Below are 18,560 nucleotides of genomic sequence, written 5' to 3'. Positions count from 1 at the left end.
GCACGCCTTGAGAAGCACGGGCTTTACCGGGGTGCGGCGCGGGCGCTAAGCGCGGATCATGACGGGACTCACGATAGAAGCCGTGCTCACCGGCACCGCGCGCCCGCTGCGCGGCGAGGAGATGAGCGCAATCGCCAAGGCGCCCCGGCACGGCGCGGTTGTCGTGAAGCCGCTCGGCCTTGATGGCGATGAGCAGGCGGATACCGTCCACCACGGCGGCATCGACATGGCGGTCCACCATTATCCGCGCGATCATTATGCGTGGTGGTCGGAGCTGATGCCCGATCAGCCGCTGCTCGGCGCTGCGGGCGCCTTTGGGGAGAACATCTCGACGACCGGCCTCGACGAGCACACCGCCTGCATCGGGGATCGCTACCGGCTCGGCACGGCGCTCGTCGAAATCTCGCAGGGCCGCAAACCCTGCTGGAAACCGGCGCATCGGCTGGGGCGCCCGGCGCTCGTCGCCGAAATCGTCAAGACGGGTCGTTCAGGCTGGTACTACCGTGTGCTCGAACCCGGCGTCGTCGCGGTCGGCGACGTGCTGGCGCTCGAACGCAGGCCGTATCCCGAATGGACCGTAGCGCGTGTTTTTGGCCTGATCGTCGGCGGCGCGGGCAAGGCTGACCCAGCGTCGCTGAAGGCGCTTTCGGAACTGAAGCCGCTGTCCGCCGAATGGCGCGACCGGGCGCGGATGATGTCGTGACCTGCCCGCCCATTCTCGTTTTCGATTCGGGCATGGGCGGCCTCTCGGTGCTCGCGCCGATCCGCGCCGCGCTGCCGCAGGCGCCGGTGGTCTATGTGGCGGACAACGCCGGGTTTCCCTATGGCAGCAAGAGCGAGGCGGAGATCGCCGCGCGCGTGCCCGCGCTGCTCGGGCGGCTGACGGAACGCTACCGGCCCCGCCTCATCGTCATCGCCTGCAACACCGCCTCCACGATCGCGCTGTCACACGTCCGCGCCGCGCTCGACGTGCCGGTGGTGGGCACCGTGCCCGCCATCAAGCCCGCCGCCGAAGCGACGAAAGCGAAGGTAATCGGCGTGCTCGGCACGCCCGCCACCGTGCGGCAGGCCTATGTCGATAATCTCGCTGCCGAGTTCGCTTCGGACTGCGTCGTGCTCCGCCACGGCACGCCGGAGCTTGCGGCGATGGCAGAGGCAAAACTGCGCGGGGAGGGGGTTCCGGCGGAGGCCTATGCGGCGGTGATGGCGGGGCTGATCGACCAGCCGCGCGGCGAGGACATGGATATCGTCGTACTCGCCTGCACGCACTTCCCGCTCGTCGAGGAGGAGCTTGCCGCCGCCGCCCGCCGACCGATGCGTTTCGTCCACGGCGGGCAGGGGATCGCGCGCCGCGTCGCGCACCTGCTTCGCGATGCGGACTGGACAGGGTGCGAACCGGCTGGCCTTGCCGTTTTCACGGCAAGAGACGAAAAGGCCGCTGCGCTTGGGCCTGCGTTGGCCGAACGCGGACTCGACGTTGATTATCTGTAAACAAAGGGATGGCGGCGAATTTTATGACGACGCATGAGGAATTGCTCGCGCGCCTCAACGCCGATCTCCCCCCGAGCGGCATTTTGCTCGGCGCCGAGATTCTGGAGCTGGACCCATCCGGGCGGGTCCGCATGTCGTTTGTCGCGACGCCCGCGTTCTGCAACCCCAACGGTACTGTGCAGGGCGGCATCGTCGCCGCGATGCTGGACGACGCGGCGGAGATGGCCTGCGTCGCCGATGCGGGCAAGCGCATCTTCGTCGCGACGATCGAGATGAAGGTGAGCTTCCTGCTGCCCGCGAAGGCCGGGAAACTTTATGCGGAGGGGCGTGTCATCAAGCGTGGCCGCATGATCGCGTTTCTTGAGGCCGACCTTTTCGATGGCGAAGGCGCGCTGCTTGCGCGTATGACCTCCACCGCCGCGCCACGCGCATTCTGAACGACTTGAGGGGAGCTGAATGACCGACGACATTCTGTTCGAAAGGCGCGGCCGCGCCGGACTGATCACACTGAACCGACCGCAGGCGCTGAATGCGCTCAATCGCGAGATGTGCCTCGCGCTGCACCGTCAACTCGATGCGTGGGCGGGCGACGACGATGTTTCGGTGGTGATCGTTCGCGGCGCGGGAGAGAAGGCATTCTGCGCGGGCGGCGACGTCGTGGGCCTCTACCATTCCGGCAAGGAAGGCACGTCGGAGTGGGAAGGCTTCTTCGCGGACGAATACCGCATGAACCTTGCCATCGGCACGTTTCCGAAGCCCTACGTGGCACTTGTCGACGGTTTCAGCATGGGCGGCGGTGTCGGCGTCTCGGTCCACGCACCCTACCGCGTCGTCACCGATAAGACGCTTTTCGCCATGCCTGAAACCGGCATCGGCCTTATCCCCGACGTCGGCGGCACGCACGCGCTCGCGCAGATGCCGGGCGAAGTCGGCACCTATCTCGGCCTCACCGGCGCGCGCCTCAAGGCCGCGGACTGCATGTATGCGGGATACGGCACGCACCACTGCACGAGCGCGCAGATCGAGGCGCTGACCGACGCGCTTGCCGAGGGCAGCGATGTGCCCGAGACGCTGAACGCGTTCCATTCGGATGCCGGGCCCGCACCGCTTGAGGCGGTTCGCGACGAGATCGACCGGCACTTCGCGTTCGATACGGTGGAAGCGATCATGGAATCGCTCTCGCTCGGCAGCGACTGGGCGGTGGCGCAGCGCGACACGCTGATGAAGATGTCGCCGACGAGCATGAAGATCAGCCTCCGCGCGCTCCGCGAGGCGCGTGGCGACGACCTCGCCGGCTGCCTGCGCCGCGAATACCGGCTGGTTTCCGCGATCAAGTCGGGCCATGATTTCTTCGAAGGCATCCGCGCCCAGCTGATCGACAAGGACAAGTCGCCGCGCTGGCGTCCCGCCGCGCTCCGCGACGTGACCGACGAAATGGTGGACGGCTATTTCGTGCCTCCGGCTTGGGGAGATCTCAGCTTTTGAGCAGTAGCGCGCTTGTCGTCGGCCTTGGCCTCAATGGCCTCGGCGTCGTGCGGTCGCTTGCGGCGGCGGGCATCCGCGTGCACGCCTTCGACGACACGATGGGGCCCTACACCGCAACGCGCCACGGCACGAAGGCGAAGGCGCCGCTTGCAGGCGAAGGGCTCATCGAAGCGCTCGCGGCGTACCGCGCGCGGCTTGATCACGATCCCGTACTGTTCCTGACACGCGAGGACGGTGTGGCCACGGTGGCCGCGAACCGGGACCGGATTCCCGGTTACCGGATCGCGATGCCGGACCACGATGTTGTGGAAGCGATGGTCAACAAGGATCGGTTCATGCCGATCGCGGCGCGCGCCGGACTTGCCGTGCCGCGTACGGTGACGCTGCGCAGCGCCGATGACCTCGCGCTCCTTGAACAGCTGACGCCGCCGTTGATCGTGAAGCCGAGCGAGCATGTCGCCGCCTATCAGGTACGCTTCAAGAAGGCTTACGTGTTCGAAAGCGCCGCCGACGCCGCGCCGCTGATCCCGGACATGCTCGCCGCCGCGGGCGAACTCGTAGCGCAGGAATATGTGCCGGGGGACGACGGCAGCGTCTTCTTCTGCCTCGCCTATTTCGGCGCGGAGAGCGACATGCTTGCTGCCTATACGGGTTACAAGACGGCAAGCTGGCCGCCGCGCGTGGGCGGCACGGCGGGTTGCGCGCCCGCGCCCGAAGCGCACGCGCGCCTCGCCGCCGACACGCAGGCGTTTTTCGCCGCGGCGCGCTTTCAGGGCATGGGTAGCCTCGAATTCAAGCGCCACGCGGTAACGGGCGCGTTCATCATGATCGAGCCGACCGCCTGCCGCACCGACTACCAATCAGAGCTGGCGACGCTGAACGGCGTGAACCTGCCCGCGGTGCAGTTTGCCGACCAGATGCGCCTGCCGCTGCCCGACGCCCAGCCCCGGCACCGGTTCGGCTGGCGCGATCCCGGCGCGGTCGCATCGGGCGCGGTCGTGCCCAAATCGGGGACCGGCTGGCGAGCGATCGATGCGCTGTGGCGCGGCGACGACCCCGGACCGTGGCTTGCCTCCGGCCGCAACCGCATTGCGCGCAAGCTCGGTCTTGCCGCACAGCGATGAAACCTTAACCGACTCGCGCTAGGCAGGGCTCATGCTCAATACCTTGAAATCGCTCTATAACGACTTCCAGCTCGCCCCCGCCGAGCGTGAGGCCAAGAAACGCGACGCGGCCGGGCTGCCGTTCGCCGATCCCGGAATCGATGCCGCCGTCGCGGCTTGCACCGCATGGCTCGGCCGCGCGCAGGATTGCTCGGCGACCCCCGACGGCGGCGTCGCCCGCGACTATCACGTCGCGAAAGGCTGGGCGACGAGCTATCCCGAAACCACCGGCTACATCATCCCGACGCTGCTGGTGCTGGGCGAGGAAGCCCGCGCGCGGCGGATGCTCGACTGGCTCTGCGCGATCCAGCTCGAAGACGGCGGCTTCCAGGGCGGCAAGATCGATGCCGTGCCGGTGAAGTCCGTCACCTTCAACACCGGCCAGATCCTGATCGGTCTCGCCATCGGTGCCCGCACGCTCGGCGACGCCAAGTATCTGGATGCGATGCACGGCGCCGCCCGCTTCCTCCGGGATTCGCTCGACCCCGACGGTTGCTGGCGTTCGCACCCGTCGCCGTTCACGCACGCGGGCGAGAAGGCTTACGAAACGCACGTGTCGTGGGGCCTTTTCGAAGCCGAGCGCACCGCGCCGGGCGAAGGCTATGGCGCGGCCGGGCTCCGGCAGGTCGATTGGGCGCTCGGCAAGATGCAGGCGAACGGCTGGGTCAATGATTGCTGCCTGCAGCACAAGGACCGCCCACTCACGCACACGCTCGGCTACTACCTGCGCGGCGTGGTCGAGGCGCACCGGCTTTCGGGCGAGCAGCGCTACCTCGACGCGGCACTGAAAATGGCGCGCGCGCTCGTCGGCGCGCTTCGCAGCGACGGCGCACTTCCGGGCCGTCTCAGGTCGGATTGGTCGGCGGCGGTGGAATGGTCGTGCCTCACCGGCAACGTTCAGGTCGCCGAAAGCCTGTTCTATCTCGCCCCGCTCGGCGGCGGCGATGCGTTCGTGAAGGCAGGCAAGGGGCTCAACGCCTTCGTGCGCCGCACGATCGCTACAGAGGGCAATCCCGATCTCGTCGGCGGCGTGCGCGGTTCGTTCCCGATCGACGGCGAATACGGCCAGTGGGCGTACCTCAACTGGGCCGCGAAATTCGCCATCGACAGCTTTCTTGTCGAGAAATTGATCTAAGTCATTCCAGCCCCTCGTTAAAGTTGCGAAAAACTCGCAACAACTCCCTGCGACATAAAGTGGGGTGACGGCAATGCCACCTCCGATGTAAAGCGGAGAAAATGGCGGGCAGGACGGGTTAGAGAGCGTGGATTACAACCGCATTTTCCGGGACGCGATCGATCGGCTGCACGCCGAAGGCCGCTACCGCGTGTTCATCGACATCCTGCGCAACCGGGGCAACTACCCGAACGCGCGCTGCTTCGCCGGCCACAATGGCGCGCGCCCGATCACCGTCTGGTGCTCGAACGACTATCTCGGCATGGGCCAGCACCCGGATGTGATCGCCGCGATGGAAGAGACGCTGCACGATGTCGGCGCGGGCTCGGGCGGCACGCGCAACATCGGCGGCAACACGCATTATCACCTCGAGCTTGAAAACGAACTCGCCGAGCTTCACGACAAGGAAGCCGCGCTGCTCTTCACCTCCGGCTACATCTCGAATGAGGCGACGCTCTCCACGCTCGGCAAGCTGCTGCCGGGCTGCATCGTGTTTTCGGACGAGCTGAACCACGCCTCGATGATCGCGGGCATCCGCGGCGCGGGCTGCGAGAAGCGCGTGTTCCGTCACAACGACCTCGAACACCTCGAAGAGCTGCTTGCCGAGGCGCCAAGGGATGCCGCGAAGCTGATCGCGTTCGAAAGCGTTTACTCGATGGACGGCGACATCGCGCCGATCGCCGAAATCTGCGACCTCGCCGACAAGTATAACGCGCTGACGTATCTGGACGAGGTCCACGCGGTCGGCATGTACGGCGACCACGGCGGCGGCATTTCGGAGCGCGACGGTGTCGCGCACCGCCTCACCATCATCGAAGGCACGCTCGCCAAGGCGTTCGGCATCATGGGCGGCTATATCGCCGCATCGAAGACGCTGACGGACGTGATCCGCAGCTACGCGCCGGGCTTCATCTTCACGACCAGCCTTGCGCCGGTCCTCGTCGCCGGCGCGCTCGCCAGCGTGCGCCACCTGAAGTCGTCAAGCGTCGAGCGGGAGGGCCAGCAGGCCGCCGCCGAGATGCTGAAGACGAAGATGCGGGGCGCGGGTCTACCCGTGATGCCGTCCACCACGCACATCGTGCCGCTGCTCGTCGGCGACCCCGCGAAGTGCAAGAAGATCAGCGACATCCTGCTCATCGAGTACGGCGTCTACGTGCAGCCGATCAACTACCCCACCGTGCCGCGCGGCACGGAGCGGCTGCGCTTCACCCCCGGCCCCAACCACAGCGAAGCGATGATGGACGATCTCGTCCGCGCGCTCGTGGAAATCTGGGACCGCCTGGAAATGCGTATCGCCGCTTAACGCGATTTTTCGAGATACGGACGCGGGTCTACGGCAACGAACCCCGGCGTCGTTCCGGCGAAATGTTCCAGCCAGTATTTGTGGCCTGAACCCACGATCACCAGCACGCGCTCGCCCGGCTTCGCGATAAGGCCGATCTTGGCGAACATCTTGGCGTTTCGCATGTACCACATCGCGTTCAGCACGGCGCCGGGCTGGTCCTCGCCGTCGCCGAAGCGGAGGATGCCGTAATAGCCCTTGGCGTGTTCCGCCGTGTTGCGGGCGGGGTCGTTGATGGTGAGCAGGAGTTCGGGGATCGACTGGGTTTCCTGCGCTTTCGTCTGCGCGTCTGCCTGTTGCCGGAAATAGTCGAACACCGCATCGAGCTCGGCCTTCTGTCCTTGCGCCGCGGCGAAGGCTTCGACGGGGCCGAATGGGAAGTAGTCGGGCTCGCCGGGGCCGGGTTGCTCGTCGAAGCCGTAGACGTCGGTATGGCCGAGCTTCCGCGCCAACCGGAAACCGATCTGGATGACCTCGTTGGTCTTCGTCTTCAGGTCTTCGGGTTTGAACGCCCGGTATTGGGGCACCGTGAACGGCTGGGGATACTGCCATTCCACCAGCACCTTGTGGGGCTTCCACGCCGCAAGCGCGGTGGTCAGCCGTTCCAGCTCGGTCTGCCGGGCAGGGGTGGTTACGTCGTCCGCCTTCACGTTCGCCTTGTCCATACCGGCGTTCGAGAAATGGTAGGTGCCGAGCACCATGATCGATGTGTCCGCGGCGGCAGCCGGGAAGGCGATGGCGGCCCCGATGAGGGCAAGCGTGGTAATGCGCATGGAACCTCCCTGTTTGTGTATTATGTATGCAATACACTTCGTCGATAGGCAAGCCGCTCCGCGCGCGCTAAGCTCCCGTCATGGCGACGAAAAGCATCAACCTCGCGCTTCAGGGCGGCGGCAGCCACGGCGCGTTCACCTGGGGCGTTCTCGACCGGCTGCTCGAGGACAAGCGCATCGAACTCTCCGCGATTTCCGGCACGAGCGCGGGGGCGATGAATGCTGCCGCGCTCGCGCAGGGCTGGATGTCCGGCGGCCGCGAGGGCGCGCGCGAATGCCTCGACCGCTTCTGGAAGCGCGTGTCCGACGCGGCGATGTTCGTGCCCGTGCGCGATACGCCGTGGGACACGTGGTGGAACGCGTGGACGAGTAACGTCATGCGGTCGATGAGCCCGTATCAGTTCAATCCCGCCGGCATCAATCCGCTGCGCGATATCGTGGCGGACTCGTTCGATTTCGAGATGATCGGCAGCTGTAAGGCGCTGACGCTCTACATCGCGGCGACCAATGTGTTCACCGGCAAGGTCCGCGTGTTTTCGGGCAAAGAGGTCAACGCAGACGTACTCGCCGCCTCCGCGTGCCTGCCGCAGCTGTTCCAGGCCGTGGAGATCGAGGGCGAGCCCTATTGGGACGGCGGCTACATGGGCAACCCCGCGCTGTTCCCGCTGTTCTACCACCCGGGGCCGGAAGACATATTGCTCGTGCAGGTCAGCCCGATCGAGCGGCGCCAGACGCCCACCAGCGTCGAGGACATCGACAACCGCATAGACGAGATCGCCTTCAACGGCTCGCTGCTCCGCGAGCTTCGCGCCGTCGAGTTCGTCGACCGCCTGATCGAGACAGGGCAGATCGTCGCGGGCAAGCGCTACCGCAAGATCCTGATGCACCGTGTCGACGGCGGGGAGGAGCTTGCCGCCTATTCGCCTGGAACCAAGGTGAATGCCGACTGGCCGTTCCTCACCGCGCTGCGCGATCTCGGGCGCGTCAAGGCCGAACATTGGCTGAAGGCGAACTACGCGGCGATCGGCAAGAAGGCCACGCTCGATCTGCGGGGCATCTATACGTAACGCGAACGCCACAATTCTTGGTAGCGCCGAAGGGCTCGCTCCCCTAGAGAGTGCGCTCACGCGAATCGCACCCGCAGCTTGCATGAGGCCCGCCGCTCCATGTCCGTTATCGCCATTGGCAGCGACCACGCCGGTTACGTCCTGAAGTCCGCGGTTGCGGACTGGCTGAAGGAAGCCGGGCACGAGGTTCTCGACCTCGGCACGAACGGCGGCGAGTCCGTGGATTACCCGGATTTTGGCCGCGCGGTTGGCGAGGCAGTGGCTTCCGGAAAGGCCGAGAAAGGCGTTGTCGTCTGCGGCTCGGGCATCGGAATTTCGATCGCGGCGAACCGGGTGAAGGGCGCGCGCGCCGCGCTCTGCATGAACGGGCTGATGGCCCGGCTGTCGCGCCAGCACAACGATGCGAACATCCTCGCGCTCGGCGAACGCCTGATCGGTATCGAGACGGCGCGAGACTGCCTCAATGAATTTCTGAACACGCCCTTCGAGGGCGGACGTCACCAGCGGCGCGTCGACAAATTGTCGGCGTAGCCCACGAAGGAGATACGAGCATGAGCACCGCCGCCGCCACGCCGCTTGCCCAGGATGGGTTCTTCACGGACGGTGTCGCGACTGCCGACAAGGCGGTTTTCGACGCGATCACCAAGGAACTGACCCGCGAGCGCGACCAGATCGAGCTGATCGCTTCGGAAAACATCGTCAGCCGCGCGGTTCTGGAAGCGCAAGGGTCCGTGTTCACGAACAAGTACGCCGAAGGTTACCCCGGCAAGCGCTACTATCAGGGCTGCGCGCCTTCGGACGAGGTCGAGCAGCTTGCCATCGACCGCGCGCGCAAACTCTTCGACTGCGCCTATGCCAACGTGCAGCCGCACTCCGGCGCGCAGGCGAACGGCGCGGTGATGATGGCGCTGGTGCAGCCGGGCGAGACGATCCTCGGCATGAGCCTCGCCGCCGGTGGCCACCTGACGCACGGCGCGCCGCCCGCGCAGTCCGGCAAGTGGTTCAACGCCGTGCAGTACGGCGTGCGCGAGAGCGACCACCTCGTCGACTTCGACGAGGTCGAGCGGCTGGCGCTAGAGCACAAGCCGAAGCTGATCATCGCGGGTGGCTCGGCCTATCCGCGCACGCTCGATTTCCCGCGCTTCCGCGAAATCGCCGACAAGGTGGGCGCTTATCTGCTCGTCGACATGGCGCATTTCGCCGGCCTCGTGGCGGCCGGCCTGCACCCGAGCCCGCTGCCGCACGCGCATGTCGTCACCACCACCACGCACAAGACGCTGCGCGGCCCGCGCGGCGGCATGATCCTGTCGAACGACGAAGCGCTCGGAAAGAAGTTCAACTCCGCGGTGTTCCCGGGCCTTCAGGGCGGCCCGCTGATGCACGTGATCGCCGCGAAGGCGGTGGCGTTCGGCGAGGCGCTCGACCCGAGCTTCAAGGTTTACGCGCAGGCGGTGATCGCCAACGCGAAGACGCTGGCGGGGCGCCTCAAGGAGCGCGGCTGCGACATCGTGGCGGGCGGAACCGACACGCATCTGGCGCTCGTCGATCTGCGCCCGAAAGGCATCACCGGTAAGGATGCGGACGAAGCGCTGGAGCGCAGCCACATCACCTGCAACAAGAACGGTGTGCCGTTCGATCCGTTGCCGCCGACGAAGACGAGCGGCATCCGCGTCGGCTCGCCCGCGGGCACTACGCGCGGCTTCGGGCAGGCCGAGTTCACGCTGATCGCCGACATGATCGCCGATGTGCTCGATGGTCTTGCCGCGAACGGGGAAGCGGGCAATGGTGCTGTCGAGGCGGACGTGCGGGCGCGCGTGAAGGCGCTTTGCGACCGCTTCCCGATCTATCCGGGGCTCTGACGCACAAGGTCGGGGAAGGGGGGACGAGCGATGCGCTGCCCGTTTTGCGGAGGCGAGGATAGCCAGGTCAAGGACTCGCGTCCGACCGAAGATGGCAGCGCGATCCGTCGCCGCCGCCAGTGTCCGGCGTGCGGCGCGCGCTTCACGACGTTCGAGCGTGTGCAGCTTCGCGAACTCGTCATCCTCAAGAAATCCGGCGACAAGGAAGTCTTCGAGCGCGACAAGCTCGCCCGTTCCATCGAGATCGCCTGCCGCAAGCGACCGATTGCGCCCGAACGCATCGAGCGGCTGGTGTCCGGCATCGTCCGCCAGATGGAGGCGATCGGCGAGGCGGAGATCGAGGCCGAGGTGATCGGGCAGGCGGTGATGGAGGGGCTGAAGAGCCTCGACGCCGTCGCCTACGTGCGTTTCGCCAGCGTCTACCGCGATTTCCGGGAGGCGAAGGACTTCGAGGAGTTCATCGGCGCCATCGAGACCGTCGCGAGGACAGGGGCGAAGTGACCGGCGCGGCGGCCGGCCCGCCGCCGCCCGCCATCGTGCTGGTGCGGCCGCAGCTTGGCGAGAACATCGGCAAGGCCGCCCGCGCGATGCTCAACTTCGGGCTCGCCGAGATGCGTCTCGTGTCCCCGCGCGACGGCTGGCCGAACCCCGATGCGGGTCCGGCGGCGAGCGGCGCCGACATCGTGCTCGAAAACGCCCGCGTCTACGAAACCGTCGCCGACGCCGTGGCGGACTGTGCATTCGTCTACGCCACCACCGTGCGCAAGCGCGGTCTCACCAAGGAAATCGTCGGTCCCGAAAAGGCCGCGCAGGACACGCGCGGCCGCGCAGGGCGCACCGCGATCCTGTTCGGCCCCGAACGCTCGGGCCTCGAAACCGACGATGTCGCGCTCGCGCAGGCGATCCTCACCGTGCCCGTGAACCCGCAGTTCGCTTCGCTCAATCTCGCGCAGGCGGTCATCCTCTTCGCCTACGAATGGTCGAAAGCCGGTGTGGGCGAGGCGGCTACATTCGACAACTACGAAGGCCCCGCCCCCCAAGCCGACCTCGAAGGCCTCATCGCCCAACTTACCACCGCGCTCGATGCCGTCGACTACTTCCGCGTCGAAGTGCGCGCGGCAACGGCCCACCGCACCCTCAGGAACATGCTCACCCGCCCGAGCTACTCGGCAAAGGAAGTCCGCACGCTAAGGGGCGTCATCACAGCACTGACGAAAGAGCCGCGTTAGGGGACGTTGGCTTTCAGGAACGCGCCGATCCGTGTCAGCATGTCGATGCGGGCCTTGCTGTCGATAAGGCTGTGTTCCAACCCATCGTACTCAACGTAATCCACGGTCTTGCCTGCCTTGCGAAGCTCGCGTGCCATAGTCCGGGATTGTTTGACATCGACGTTAAGGTCCATCGTGCCGTGAAACATCAGCACGGGTACGCGGAAAGCGGCCGCGTGCTGGGCGGGGGACCCGGCAGCGCGCTCCGGTCCTGCGCCCACGAAATCCTTGACGAGGCGCGCATCCATGTAGAACCGCGCTTCACTCACGAACTGTTCAAAATCCGTAACCGGGGCGATCGCGACGGCGGCTTTGTAGAGCGCAGGATCGAGAACATTCGCTTGCAGCGCTGCGTAACCGCCGTAGCTCCAGCCGACGATGCCGATGCGGTCCGCGTCAGCAAGCCCGCTTGCGACAGCCCAGCGCGCGCCATCGTTGATATCGCCGATCGCCTGCCGCCAGCCCTGGAACCCATTCTCTCCGAGCCAATCCTCTCCATAGCCCCCTGACCCGCGGTAGTTGGGCTGAAGAACGGCGTACCCGTTCGCGGCGAGAAACTGGGCGATCCAATCGAAACCCCAAGTATCCCGTGACGATGGGCCGCCATGCGGCATCACGATGAGCGGGAGGCGTTTGCCGTCCCCACCGGGCGGCAGGGTGAGATAGCCGGGAATCGACGTCCCGTCTGCGGCTGGATAGTTGACGGGCTTGGTTTTGGCGAGCGTTCGACCCGCAAGTTCATGCCTTACCGGTGTAATCAGCATCAGTTCACGGTTTTTGCGATCGAATACATAATAGGTGCCGGGATCGTCGTCCGCCTGTGCGAAGAGCAGGATGCGATTCTCGTCCCATGATGTGTCGAGCAGGGTAATGGCCTTCCCCGGAAGGGCCTTCGCGATGCTGGTGCCCAGCTTTTTCAGACCCTCGTCGAAATATTCGAGGTGCTGGTACTCGTCATAATAGTACACGCCGACCGGGCGCTGTTTCGCGCCAAACCGGACAAGGTCGGTAATATCCACCTTGTCATGCGCGAAAACGGTTTCTTTCTGTGCGCTACCATCAAGGCGCTGTTTGACAAGCGCGTCTCGGCCGTTCACGGGTTCCAGCGTATAAATGCTGTCACCGCTTTCATCAAAACCGACCATCGAAGCATCATCGGCAAGCGAGACTTGCTTCCATCCGCGGTCATCCTGACCACGATACGCGTGGATTCTCTTGCCGCTGTAGTTGTTGTTACCGTCAACATCCCTGATCGTGCGAAACCGAACTTCCCCTTTTGTATCGGTGACATAGCGGCTCGCGTTTTTGTTGGGCCGCTCCTCCATTGTCCATTTGCCATTGTAGATGTTGTACCGCTTCACACCGAGCCCGGGTTCCGGGCTGAGCAGGCGCGAGCCGGTGTTGGTTTGTTCGAGAAATGGCACCTGCATCAGCACGTTTTCGGCGTCCGCAGGGAGCGTATCGATGAGGGCACCTGAAAACTGATTGAGTTCCAGCGTGCGGTCGTTGCTGCGTGTCCCAAGCATGCGCAGGTTGGTGCCATCCCGTCCGATCGCGAATGTGCGGGTGAAGCCGAGCTTGATGCCCTCAAGGCTGGTTTCGCCCACGACAACGCAGATCAGGCGATCATTCTTCACCCAGCCGCAATCCGAGATGCGCGCCTGTTCGAATGATGAATTCGCAATGAGATTTTCCTTCCCCGTCGCGATTTCAGCCACGACGAAATTCGTGTCGCGGGGACCGGCAGGCGTTTTGTAGACGACGAAATCGCCGAGCGGAGACAGGCCTACGCTTTCGATGTTTGCGCGGGCGCCAAATAGAGTGGCGAGATCTGTTGTTTCCGCGGAAACTTGGAAAGATAGGGAAGATGAAAGAAGTATTGCAGAAAATGTCCGGCCCAAAATACGCATGAAAGCCCCCCGTTGCTTCGGCGAAACTATCTTTGTGTTAAAAGGTGATTGCAAGTCCTTCGTTGTTGTCTTTGCCATCTTCCGGCCTAGCAAATGCGTTGACAGTGCGCGGGGGCAGCGCTAGACGCGCGCCTTCGCAATTGGCCCTGCACGTCCGGTGAAGCAGTGGCCGCGTCCCGCGTTTGGCGGGGCGGTGCGGTTCCGGGCACTTTTGAACGCGAATTGAAAGGATGGCGCATGTCGAAGCGCAGCAGTGCAAAGTACAAGCTCGATCGCCGCATGGGCGAGAATATCTGGGGTCGTCCGAAGAGCCCGGTGAACAAGCGCGAATACGGCCCCGGCCAGCACGGTCAGCGCCGCAAGAGCAAGCTTTCCGACTTCGGTATCCAGCTCCGCGCCAAGCAGAAGCTGAAGGGCTACTACGGCGACGTCACCGAAAAGCAGTTCCGCAAGGTCTATGAGGAAGCCGTCCGCATGAAGGGCGATACCTCGCAGAACCTGATCGGCCTGCTCGAGCAGCGCCTCGACATGGTCGTATACCGCGCCAAGTGGGCGCCGACGATCTTCTCCGCGCGCCAGATCGTAAACCACGGCCACATCGACGTGAACGGCGAGAAGTGCAACATCGCCAGCCGCCGCATCAAGCCGGGCGACGTGCTTTCGCTGCGCAAGAAGGCGCAGGAGATGGCGCTGGTTCTTGAGGCGCAGGGCCTCAGCGAGCGCGAAGTTCCCGAGTATGTCTCGGTCGACGGCGACGGCAAGGCGACCTATGTGCGCGTGCCGACGCTCGACGAGGTTCCCTATCCGGTTCGTATGGAACCGAACCTCGTCGTCGAGTTCTACTCGCGCTAAGCCTCACGGCTTTTCGAGAAATAGGGGCGCTGCCGGAAGGCGGCGCCCTTTTTCTATCTGCGCCCTGCAAGCGTCAGGTAGAGCGCGACAGGGACAACCGACAGCAGCCCGTAGATGAGCAGCGTCGAAAGCTGGACGATCCAGAGCGCGGGCGAAGTGATCGTCATCGACTGGACGATCGCTGCGACCTGGTGCGGCGTCTGCGCGGCGTGAAAGACGACGAAGCGGACAGCCATGATGACCGGCGTCAGGGCGAGCGCGATGAGGATGCACAGCGCAGAGAGGTGCCAGCGATTGCCACGTGTGAGCTCCGCCGAGCGCTGAAATGCGAGCATCGGCCATTGCCGTTCGTGGAGCGCCGCAGGGATGGCGAGCACCCACAGGGCGAAGACGGCGATGCAGGCGACCACGAAGAGCAGCGAACTCATCTGCCCCAGCTGCAGGAAGCGCGAGACAAGCAGCAGGATGATGCGCAGCGTCATGAGGCCGATGCCGATGATGAGCGCGACGACCAGCCCCGGCTGGAGCCGGCTGAGCCCCGCACGCATGAACGCACGCGGATCGCTCGTGCGGGCGAGAACGCCGCCGGTGACGGCGCAGAGAAAGATCATCACGAGGAGCCAGCGCATCGTTTCGGCGATGGTCCCGAGCGCCGGATCGGGCGCGGCGGTGGTGGCGAGGCTGAACGTGCGGAGCGCGATAGCGGGCAGCGTGAGGAAAATGAGGCCGAGAAAGATGATCGGCGCGAATTGCCGCCAGAAGATCGTGAGCGCGAGCCGGAGGACGGCGACGAGGTCGAGCGGGGCGGGAGGTTTCATGGTGTTATGGTACGCGTTCGCCCCCGACCCACAATATGGAATTCACTGCCGCTGACGACGAGCGCGACGTCCGCAAGGTCGCTCGCCGCAACGAGTTCGAGTGGACCGGCAGGCAGCGCGATGTTCCCCGCGGGCCAGCTCGGCGCGCCCTTCCTGAGCGAAACCAGCCGGTCGCCGGATGCGCCGCGCAGGTGAATGTAAAGCGTGTCCCGGCCGGCCTTTGCAGCGATGATGCGGAAACCCGCGGGTGGCGTGTAGGCAAGCTCGGGCAGCGTCTGGCTGGCAGGGCCGAGCAGCGGCGCCATCGGATAGGCGACGAGACTGCCCGGCGCATGGCGGCCCTCGGGCGTCATCCAACCGCTGTCGCCGAGGACTGCGACGGCGCGGCCTTGAAAGAAGTCGAGCAGGCGCGCGTCCGTCGGCAACTGCGAGCGGCGGAAGTTCTGTGCCCAGCCGAAGTGATACAGTTCATGCGCGCCGCTTGCGGTCGTCACCTCGGCGGCGTGAAAGAGGCCACCCCCCGACAGCGAGAAGAACGGACGGATGCCGCGCGCATCGAGCGGGGCTGCAAGGATCGTTGTTGCGGCATAGACGGGCTGGCCGCGCGTCCAGAGCTTGAGGAGGCGCGGCACGCCCGCGCTCGTCAGCGAGCCCGGCCCGGTGTTGGCGGCAATGAGGATGCGGCTGTCATCGTACCAGATCGCCTGCGTCGGCCCCGGCGGCATCGCGAAACCATTTGGCGCGAAACCGCCTGCCTGCGCGTCGTATTCGCGCAGCGTGACACCCGGCTTGCCGGTTTCAGCAAGGAACAGCAGGCAGCGCGCGAAGGTGGGCGGCAGGCAATCGGCATCGACGAGATGCCACGACTTCTTCTCGGCTTTGCCGAGCGCGGCGATGTCCGCCGTCACCGACCAATCCGGCTTGCCGCGCAGCAGCGGGGTGAGAGGGCTGCTGCGCAGGACGCGGGCATCGCCGGATTCGCTGTAGAGCGCGAGGTTGTCGTCCTGAAAGCGCGCGACCGTGGCTGCCGAGGCGGGGAAGGCCGCCGCGACAATCAGAAACGCCAAGCAGATTTTGATGCGCGACCCCAACGACATGGCCGCTGGTAACCATGACTTCGCGGGCGGCGCAACCGTGCGCCCGCCCGGATGCCGGAAATCAGCGTTCAGCCGTCGGTGTTCAATTCCCCGTGCGGGCCACCGCAGGAAGCTCGCTGCGGCCGCGCTTCACGATCAGCTTACCCAGCGCATTCGCATAGGCCTTCGCCGAGGCGACCATGGTATCGACATGCGCGCCGGTGCCGCGCACGGTGCGCCCGTCTTCGGCGAGGACGACACTGACCGTGGCCTGCGCGTCCGTCCCCTCGGTTACGGCATGGACCTCGTAGAGCGTCAGCTGCGCGTCGTCGTGTGGCACGATCTTGCGCATCGCCTTGAACACGGCGTCGACAGGGCCGTTGCCGCGTGTGGTGACGGTCTGCTCCTCGCCGTCAACCTCCAGCGTCAGAATGGCGCGCTGCGGGCCGTGAGAGCCGCAGTAGATTTCCAGCTCCTTGAACTGGATCGCCTGATTGTCGCGCATCGTCTCGTCATCGACGAGGGCGATGATGTCTTCGTCATAGACGTGCTTCTTGGCGTCGGCGAGATCCTTGAAGCGCTTGAACGTGTCCTGGAATTCGTTGTCGCCGAGCTTGTAGCCCAGCTCTTCCAGCTTCTGGCGGAAGGCGTGTCGGCCCGAGTGCTTGCCCATGACGAGGCTGGATTCGGAGAGGCCGACCGATTCCGGCGTCATGATCTCGTATGTGCTCGCGTCCTTCAGCATTCCATCCTGATGGATGCCGCTTTCATGCGCGAAGGCGTTGGCGCCGACGATGGCCTTGTTGGGCTGCACCTGAAAGCCGGTGACGGCCGAGACCAGCCGCGAGGCCCGCGTGATCTCGCGTGTTTCGACGCCAGTATCAAAGGGCATCACGTCGTGGCGCACGCGCAGCGCCATGGCGATCTCTTCGAGCGCGGCGTTGCCCGCGCGCTCGCCGATGCCGTTGATCGTCGATTCCACCTGCCGCGCACCGCCCGCCACGGCCGCCAGCGTGTTGGCGACGGCGAGGCCGAGGTCGTTGTGGCAATGGGTGGAGAAGATCGCCTGATCCGCGTTGGAAACGCGCGAAATCACGTCGCGGAACATCGCGCCGTAGGTTTCGGGCGTCGCGTAACCGACCGTGTCGGGCAGGTTGATCGTTGTGGCGCCGGCGCGGATCGCGGTTTCGACCGCACGGCACAGGAAGTCGAGATCGCTGCGCGTCGCGTCTTCCGCCGACCACTCGACATCGGGGCAGAGGTTGCGCGCATGGCTCACCGACGCGCGAATCTTCTCCAGAACCGCCTCAGGCTCCATCTCCAGCTTCACGCGCATGTGGAGCGGCGAGGTGGCGATGAACGTGTGAATGCGGGGGTTCTTCGCGTCCTTGAGCGCGGCCCACGCACGGTCGATATCGCCGGTCGCGGCACGCGCGAGGCTGGCCACCGTGGCTCTCTTCGCCTGACGCGCGACAGCCTGCACGGCCTCGAAATCGCCTTCGGAAGCGATGGCGAAACCGGCCTCGATGATATCGACGCCAAGCGCTTCCAATTGTTCGGCAACGCGCAGCTTTTCGGCGAGGTTCATCGAACAGCCCGGAGACTGCTCGCCGTCACGCAGCGTGGTATCGAATATCTTCACATAGTTCTGACTGGACATGGCACACCTTCAAAATCTCGGGAAAACGGGTGCGAACCTTCGCGGTTCGGTTCGATCGAGACCCTTAGGCGGCGGCGCGTCCAGAGCGCCAGACAGCGTAACCCGCGCGCCTAAGGGCGCGTAAGTCGAAGGAGCGCGAGCAGGGCGCGCTGAGAAAGGGCGAGGCTGTTGTGCCGCATCATGGGCGGCAGTCTATGTGGCAAGCGGCCGGGTTTGTCCAGCCCCGAACGGCGTCAGATGACGTTCGCGGGCAGCGGCACCTTGTGGTTCGCACTGGCGGACGCGGGCTTGAGTTCACTCACCACGCATTCGAGTTCGATATCAATGGGCCCCTCGATTTGCGCCATCGCATCCGCATCGAGAATGGCGCCGTCGATGTCCACCGCCCAGCAGCGGCCGTCGAGATCGGAGAGAAGCGCCGCGACCTCCGATCCGTTTTCCACGGGTTCGGCAGCGAGGGGCGCGGCCGCCAGAAGGGTTGCCAAGGCTGCGATGCCATACCGAACGATCATTGCCGGTGTCCTCTCCATCATTTCACAGAAGATCAAATGCAAAAGTGGTGCCAGCGTTCCCACAGCCTACGCGATCAGAGGTTTCGATGGTTAAGGCGTGGAACGCCGAT

Annotated in this window: 19 protein-coding genes; 13 read left to right on the top strand and 6 right to left on the bottom strand. The window is 65.2% G+C overall.

Annotation, left to right across the window (positions count from 1 at the left end):
* Nucleotides 1-58 precede the first annotated feature (58 nt).
* The 7 genes from AAC014_RS04255 (at nucleotide 59) to hemA (ending at nucleotide 6,616) form a co-directional block, all read left to right on the top strand.
* Entirely contained in the window at nucleotides 59-703 is a 645-nt protein-coding gene (locus AAC014_RS04255; RefSeq protein WP_339704481.1) for an MOSC domain-containing protein, read from the top strand.
* Nucleotides 673-1,491: a glutamate racemase gene (murI, locus tag AAC014_RS04250; protein WP_339704478.1), complete on the top strand. Its 819-nt coding sequence runs from the start codon at nucleotides 673-675 to the stop codon at nucleotides 1,489-1,491. The genes AAC014_RS04255 and murI overlap by 31 nt, the downstream gene beginning before the upstream one ends.
* Before the next feature lie 23 nt (nucleotides 1,492-1,514).
* Complete coding sequence (locus tag AAC014_RS04245; RefSeq protein ID WP_121048050.1) at nucleotides 1,515-1,928, top strand: PaaI family thioesterase; 414 nt, start codon at nucleotides 1,515-1,517, stop codon at nucleotides 1,926-1,928.
* 19 nt (nucleotides 1,929-1,947) lie between these two features.
* Entirely contained in the window at nucleotides 1,948-2,976 is a 1,029-nt protein-coding gene (locus tag AAC014_RS04240) for an enoyl-CoA hydratase/isomerase family protein (RefSeq protein ID WP_339704471.1), read from the top strand.
* Nucleotides 2,973-4,100, top strand: coding sequence for a hypothetical protein (locus tag AAC014_RS04235; protein WP_339704468.1), 1,128 nt, complete (start codon nucleotides 2,973-2,975; stop codon nucleotides 4,098-4,100). Before AAC014_RS04240 ends, AAC014_RS04235 begins: the two co-directional genes overlap by 4 nt.
* A 31-nt stretch (nucleotides 4,101-4,131) precedes the next feature.
* Nucleotides 4,132-5,274, top strand: coding sequence for a hypothetical protein (locus AAC014_RS04230; RefSeq protein ID WP_339704465.1), 1,143 nt, complete (start codon nucleotides 4,132-4,134; stop codon nucleotides 5,272-5,274).
* A 127-nt stretch (nucleotides 5,275-5,401) separates the two neighbouring features.
* Nucleotides 5,402-6,616 (top strand): 5-aminolevulinate synthase, encoded by a 1,215-nt coding sequence (gene hemA / locus AAC014_RS04225; RefSeq protein WP_339704462.1) that lies wholly within the window; start codon nucleotides 5,402-5,404, stop codon nucleotides 6,614-6,616.
* On the opposite strand, the gene AAC014_RS04220 is transcribed toward hemA, so the two are convergent.
* On the bottom strand, nucleotides 6,613-7,428 hold the full coding sequence (locus tag AAC014_RS04220) for a DUF5694 domain-containing protein (protein ID WP_339704459.1): 816 nt from the start codon (nucleotides 7,426-7,428) through the stop codon (nucleotides 6,613-6,615). The two genes, hemA and AAC014_RS04220, sit on opposite strands and share 4 nt — an antisense overlap.
* 80 nt (nucleotides 7,429-7,508) lie before the next feature.
* On the opposite strand from AAC014_RS04220, the gene AAC014_RS04215 reads away from it, so the two are divergent.
* The 5 genes from AAC014_RS04215 to AAC014_RS04195 all read left to right on the top strand — a co-directional run bounded on the left by AAC014_RS04215 (nucleotide 7,509) and on the right by AAC014_RS04195 (nucleotide 11,583).
* A complete protein-coding gene (locus AAC014_RS04215) occupies nucleotides 7,509-8,495 on the top strand; it encodes a patatin-like phospholipase family protein (RefSeq protein WP_339704456.1) in 987 nt (328 codons plus the stop codon).
* Between the two features lie 99 nt (nucleotides 8,496-8,594).
* On the top strand, nucleotides 8,595-9,026 hold the full coding sequence (gene rpiB, locus AAC014_RS04210) for a ribose 5-phosphate isomerase B (RefSeq protein ID WP_293780970.1): 432 nt from the start codon (nucleotides 8,595-8,597) through the stop codon (nucleotides 9,024-9,026).
* A 20-nt stretch (nucleotides 9,027-9,046) separates the two neighbouring features.
* A complete protein-coding gene (glyA, locus tag AAC014_RS04205; protein WP_339704450.1) occupies nucleotides 9,047-10,354 on the top strand; it encodes a serine hydroxymethyltransferase in 1,308 nt (435 codons plus the stop codon).
* Between the two features lie 30 nt (nucleotides 10,355-10,384).
* Nucleotides 10,385-10,855 carry a transcriptional regulator NrdR gene (nrdR, locus tag AAC014_RS04200; protein WP_339704447.1) on the top strand — a complete coding sequence of 157 codons (471 nt, stop codon included), beginning with the start codon at nucleotides 10,385-10,387 and terminating at the stop codon, nucleotides 10,853-10,855.
* A complete protein-coding gene (locus AAC014_RS04195) occupies nucleotides 10,852-11,583 on the top strand; it encodes an RNA methyltransferase (protein ID WP_339704444.1) in 732 nt (243 codons plus the stop codon). The genes nrdR and AAC014_RS04195 overlap by 4 nt, the downstream gene beginning before the upstream one ends.
* Here AAC014_RS04195 and AAC014_RS04190 read toward each other — a convergent pair.
* On the bottom strand, nucleotides 11,580-13,532 hold the full coding sequence (locus AAC014_RS04190) for a S9 family peptidase (RefSeq protein ID WP_339704441.1): 1,953 nt from the start codon (nucleotides 13,530-13,532) through the stop codon (nucleotides 11,580-11,582). The genes AAC014_RS04195 and AAC014_RS04190 overlap by 4 nt on opposite strands.
* Nucleotides 13,533-13,769: 237 nt before the next feature.
* Between AAC014_RS04190 and rpsD the strand changes: the two genes are divergently transcribed.
* Nucleotides 13,770-14,384, top strand: coding sequence for a 30S ribosomal protein S4 (gene rpsD / locus AAC014_RS04185; protein WP_339704438.1), 615 nt, complete (start codon nucleotides 13,770-13,772; stop codon nucleotides 14,382-14,384).
* A 53-nt stretch (nucleotides 14,385-14,437) separates the two neighbouring features.
* On the opposite strand, the gene AAC014_RS04180 is transcribed toward rpsD, so the two are convergent.
* From AAC014_RS04180 to AAC014_RS04165, 4 genes are all read right to left on the bottom strand, one after another.
* Nucleotides 14,438-15,202, bottom strand: coding sequence for a hypothetical protein (locus AAC014_RS04180; RefSeq protein ID WP_339704435.1), 765 nt, complete (start codon nucleotides 15,200-15,202; stop codon nucleotides 14,438-14,440).
* Complete coding sequence (locus tag AAC014_RS04175; protein WP_339704432.1) at nucleotides 15,199-16,269, bottom strand: hypothetical protein; 1,071 nt, start codon at nucleotides 16,267-16,269, stop codon at nucleotides 15,199-15,201. Before AAC014_RS04175 ends, AAC014_RS04180 begins: the two co-directional genes overlap by 4 nt.
* A gap of 112 nt (nucleotides 16,270-16,381) precedes the next feature.
* Nucleotides 16,382-17,938, bottom strand: a complete 1,557-nt coding sequence (locus AAC014_RS04170; protein ID WP_339704429.1) for a 2-isopropylmalate synthase — start codon at nucleotides 17,936-17,938, stop codon at nucleotides 16,382-16,384.
* A gap of 233 nt (nucleotides 17,939-18,171) precedes the next feature.
* Nucleotides 18,172-18,450, bottom strand: coding sequence for a hypothetical protein (locus AAC014_RS04165; protein ID WP_339704426.1), 279 nt, complete (start codon nucleotides 18,448-18,450; stop codon nucleotides 18,172-18,174).
* Nucleotides 18,451-18,560 lie beyond the last annotated feature (110 nt).

Source organism: uncultured Sphingosinicella sp., assembly GCF_963974575.1.
Taxonomy (GTDB): Bacteria; Pseudomonadota; Alphaproteobacteria; order Sphingomonadales; family Sphingomonadaceae; genus Sphingosinicella.
The sequence above is the reverse complement of the archived record's forward strand: the minus strand, read 5'-3'. Positions and strand labels throughout refer to the sequence as shown.

What these genes read in the sequence shown, in the direction of transcription:
- rpsD (WP_339704438.1), top strand. Translation starts at nt 13,770, where the DNA reads ATGTCGAAGCGCAGCAGTGCAAAGTACAAGCTCGATCGCCGCATGGGC.
- AAC014_RS04170 (WP_339704429.1), bottom strand. Translation starts at nt 17,938, where the DNA reads ATGTCCAGTCAGAACTATGTGAAGATATTCGATACCACGCTGCGTGAC.
- AAC014_RS04230 (WP_339704465.1), top strand. Translation starts at nt 4,132, where the DNA reads ATGCTCAATACCTTGAAATCGCTCTATAACGACTTCCAGCTCGCCCCC.
- AAC014_RS04220 (WP_339704459.1), bottom strand. Translation starts at nt 7,428, where the DNA reads ATGCGCATTACCACGCTTGCCCTCATCGGGGCCGCCATCGCCTTCCCG.
- AAC014_RS04245 (WP_121048050.1), top strand. Translation starts at nt 1,515, where the DNA reads ATGACGACGCATGAGGAATTGCTCGCGCGCCTCAACGCCGATCTCCCC.
- nrdR (WP_339704447.1), top strand. Translation starts at nt 10,385, where the DNA reads ATGCGCTGCCCGTTTTGCGGAGGCGAGGATAGCCAGGTCAAGGACTCG.
- rpiB (WP_293780970.1), top strand. Translation starts at nt 8,595, where the DNA reads ATGTCCGTTATCGCCATTGGCAGCGACCACGCCGGTTACGTCCTGAAG.
- AAC014_RS04190 (WP_339704441.1), bottom strand. Translation starts at nt 13,532, where the DNA reads ATGCGTATTTTGGGCCGGACATTTTCTGCAATACTTCTTTCATCTTCC.
- murI (WP_339704478.1), top strand. Translation starts at nt 673, where the DNA reads ATGGCGCGACCGGGCGCGGATGATGTCGTGACCTGCCCGCCCATTCTC.
- AAC014_RS04165 (WP_339704426.1), bottom strand. Translation starts at nt 18,450, where the DNA reads ATGATCGTTCGGTATGGCATCGCAGCCTTGGCAACCCTTCTGGCGGCC.
- AAC014_RS04255 (WP_339704481.1), top strand. Translation starts at nt 59, where the DNA reads ATGACGGGACTCACGATAGAAGCCGTGCTCACCGGCACCGCGCGCCCG.
- AAC014_RS04180 (WP_339704435.1), bottom strand. Translation starts at nt 15,202, where the DNA reads ATGAAACCTCCCGCCCCGCTCGACCTCGTCGCCGTCCTCCGGCTCGCG.
- AAC014_RS04215 (WP_339704456.1), top strand. Translation starts at nt 7,509, where the DNA reads ATGGCGACGAAAAGCATCAACCTCGCGCTTCAGGGCGGCGGCAGCCAC.
- glyA (WP_339704450.1), top strand. Translation starts at nt 9,047, where the DNA reads ATGAGCACCGCCGCCGCCACGCCGCTTGCCCAGGATGGGTTCTTCACG.
- AAC014_RS04240 (WP_339704471.1), top strand. Translation starts at nt 1,948, where the DNA reads ATGACCGACGACATTCTGTTCGAAAGGCGCGGCCGCGCCGGACTGATC.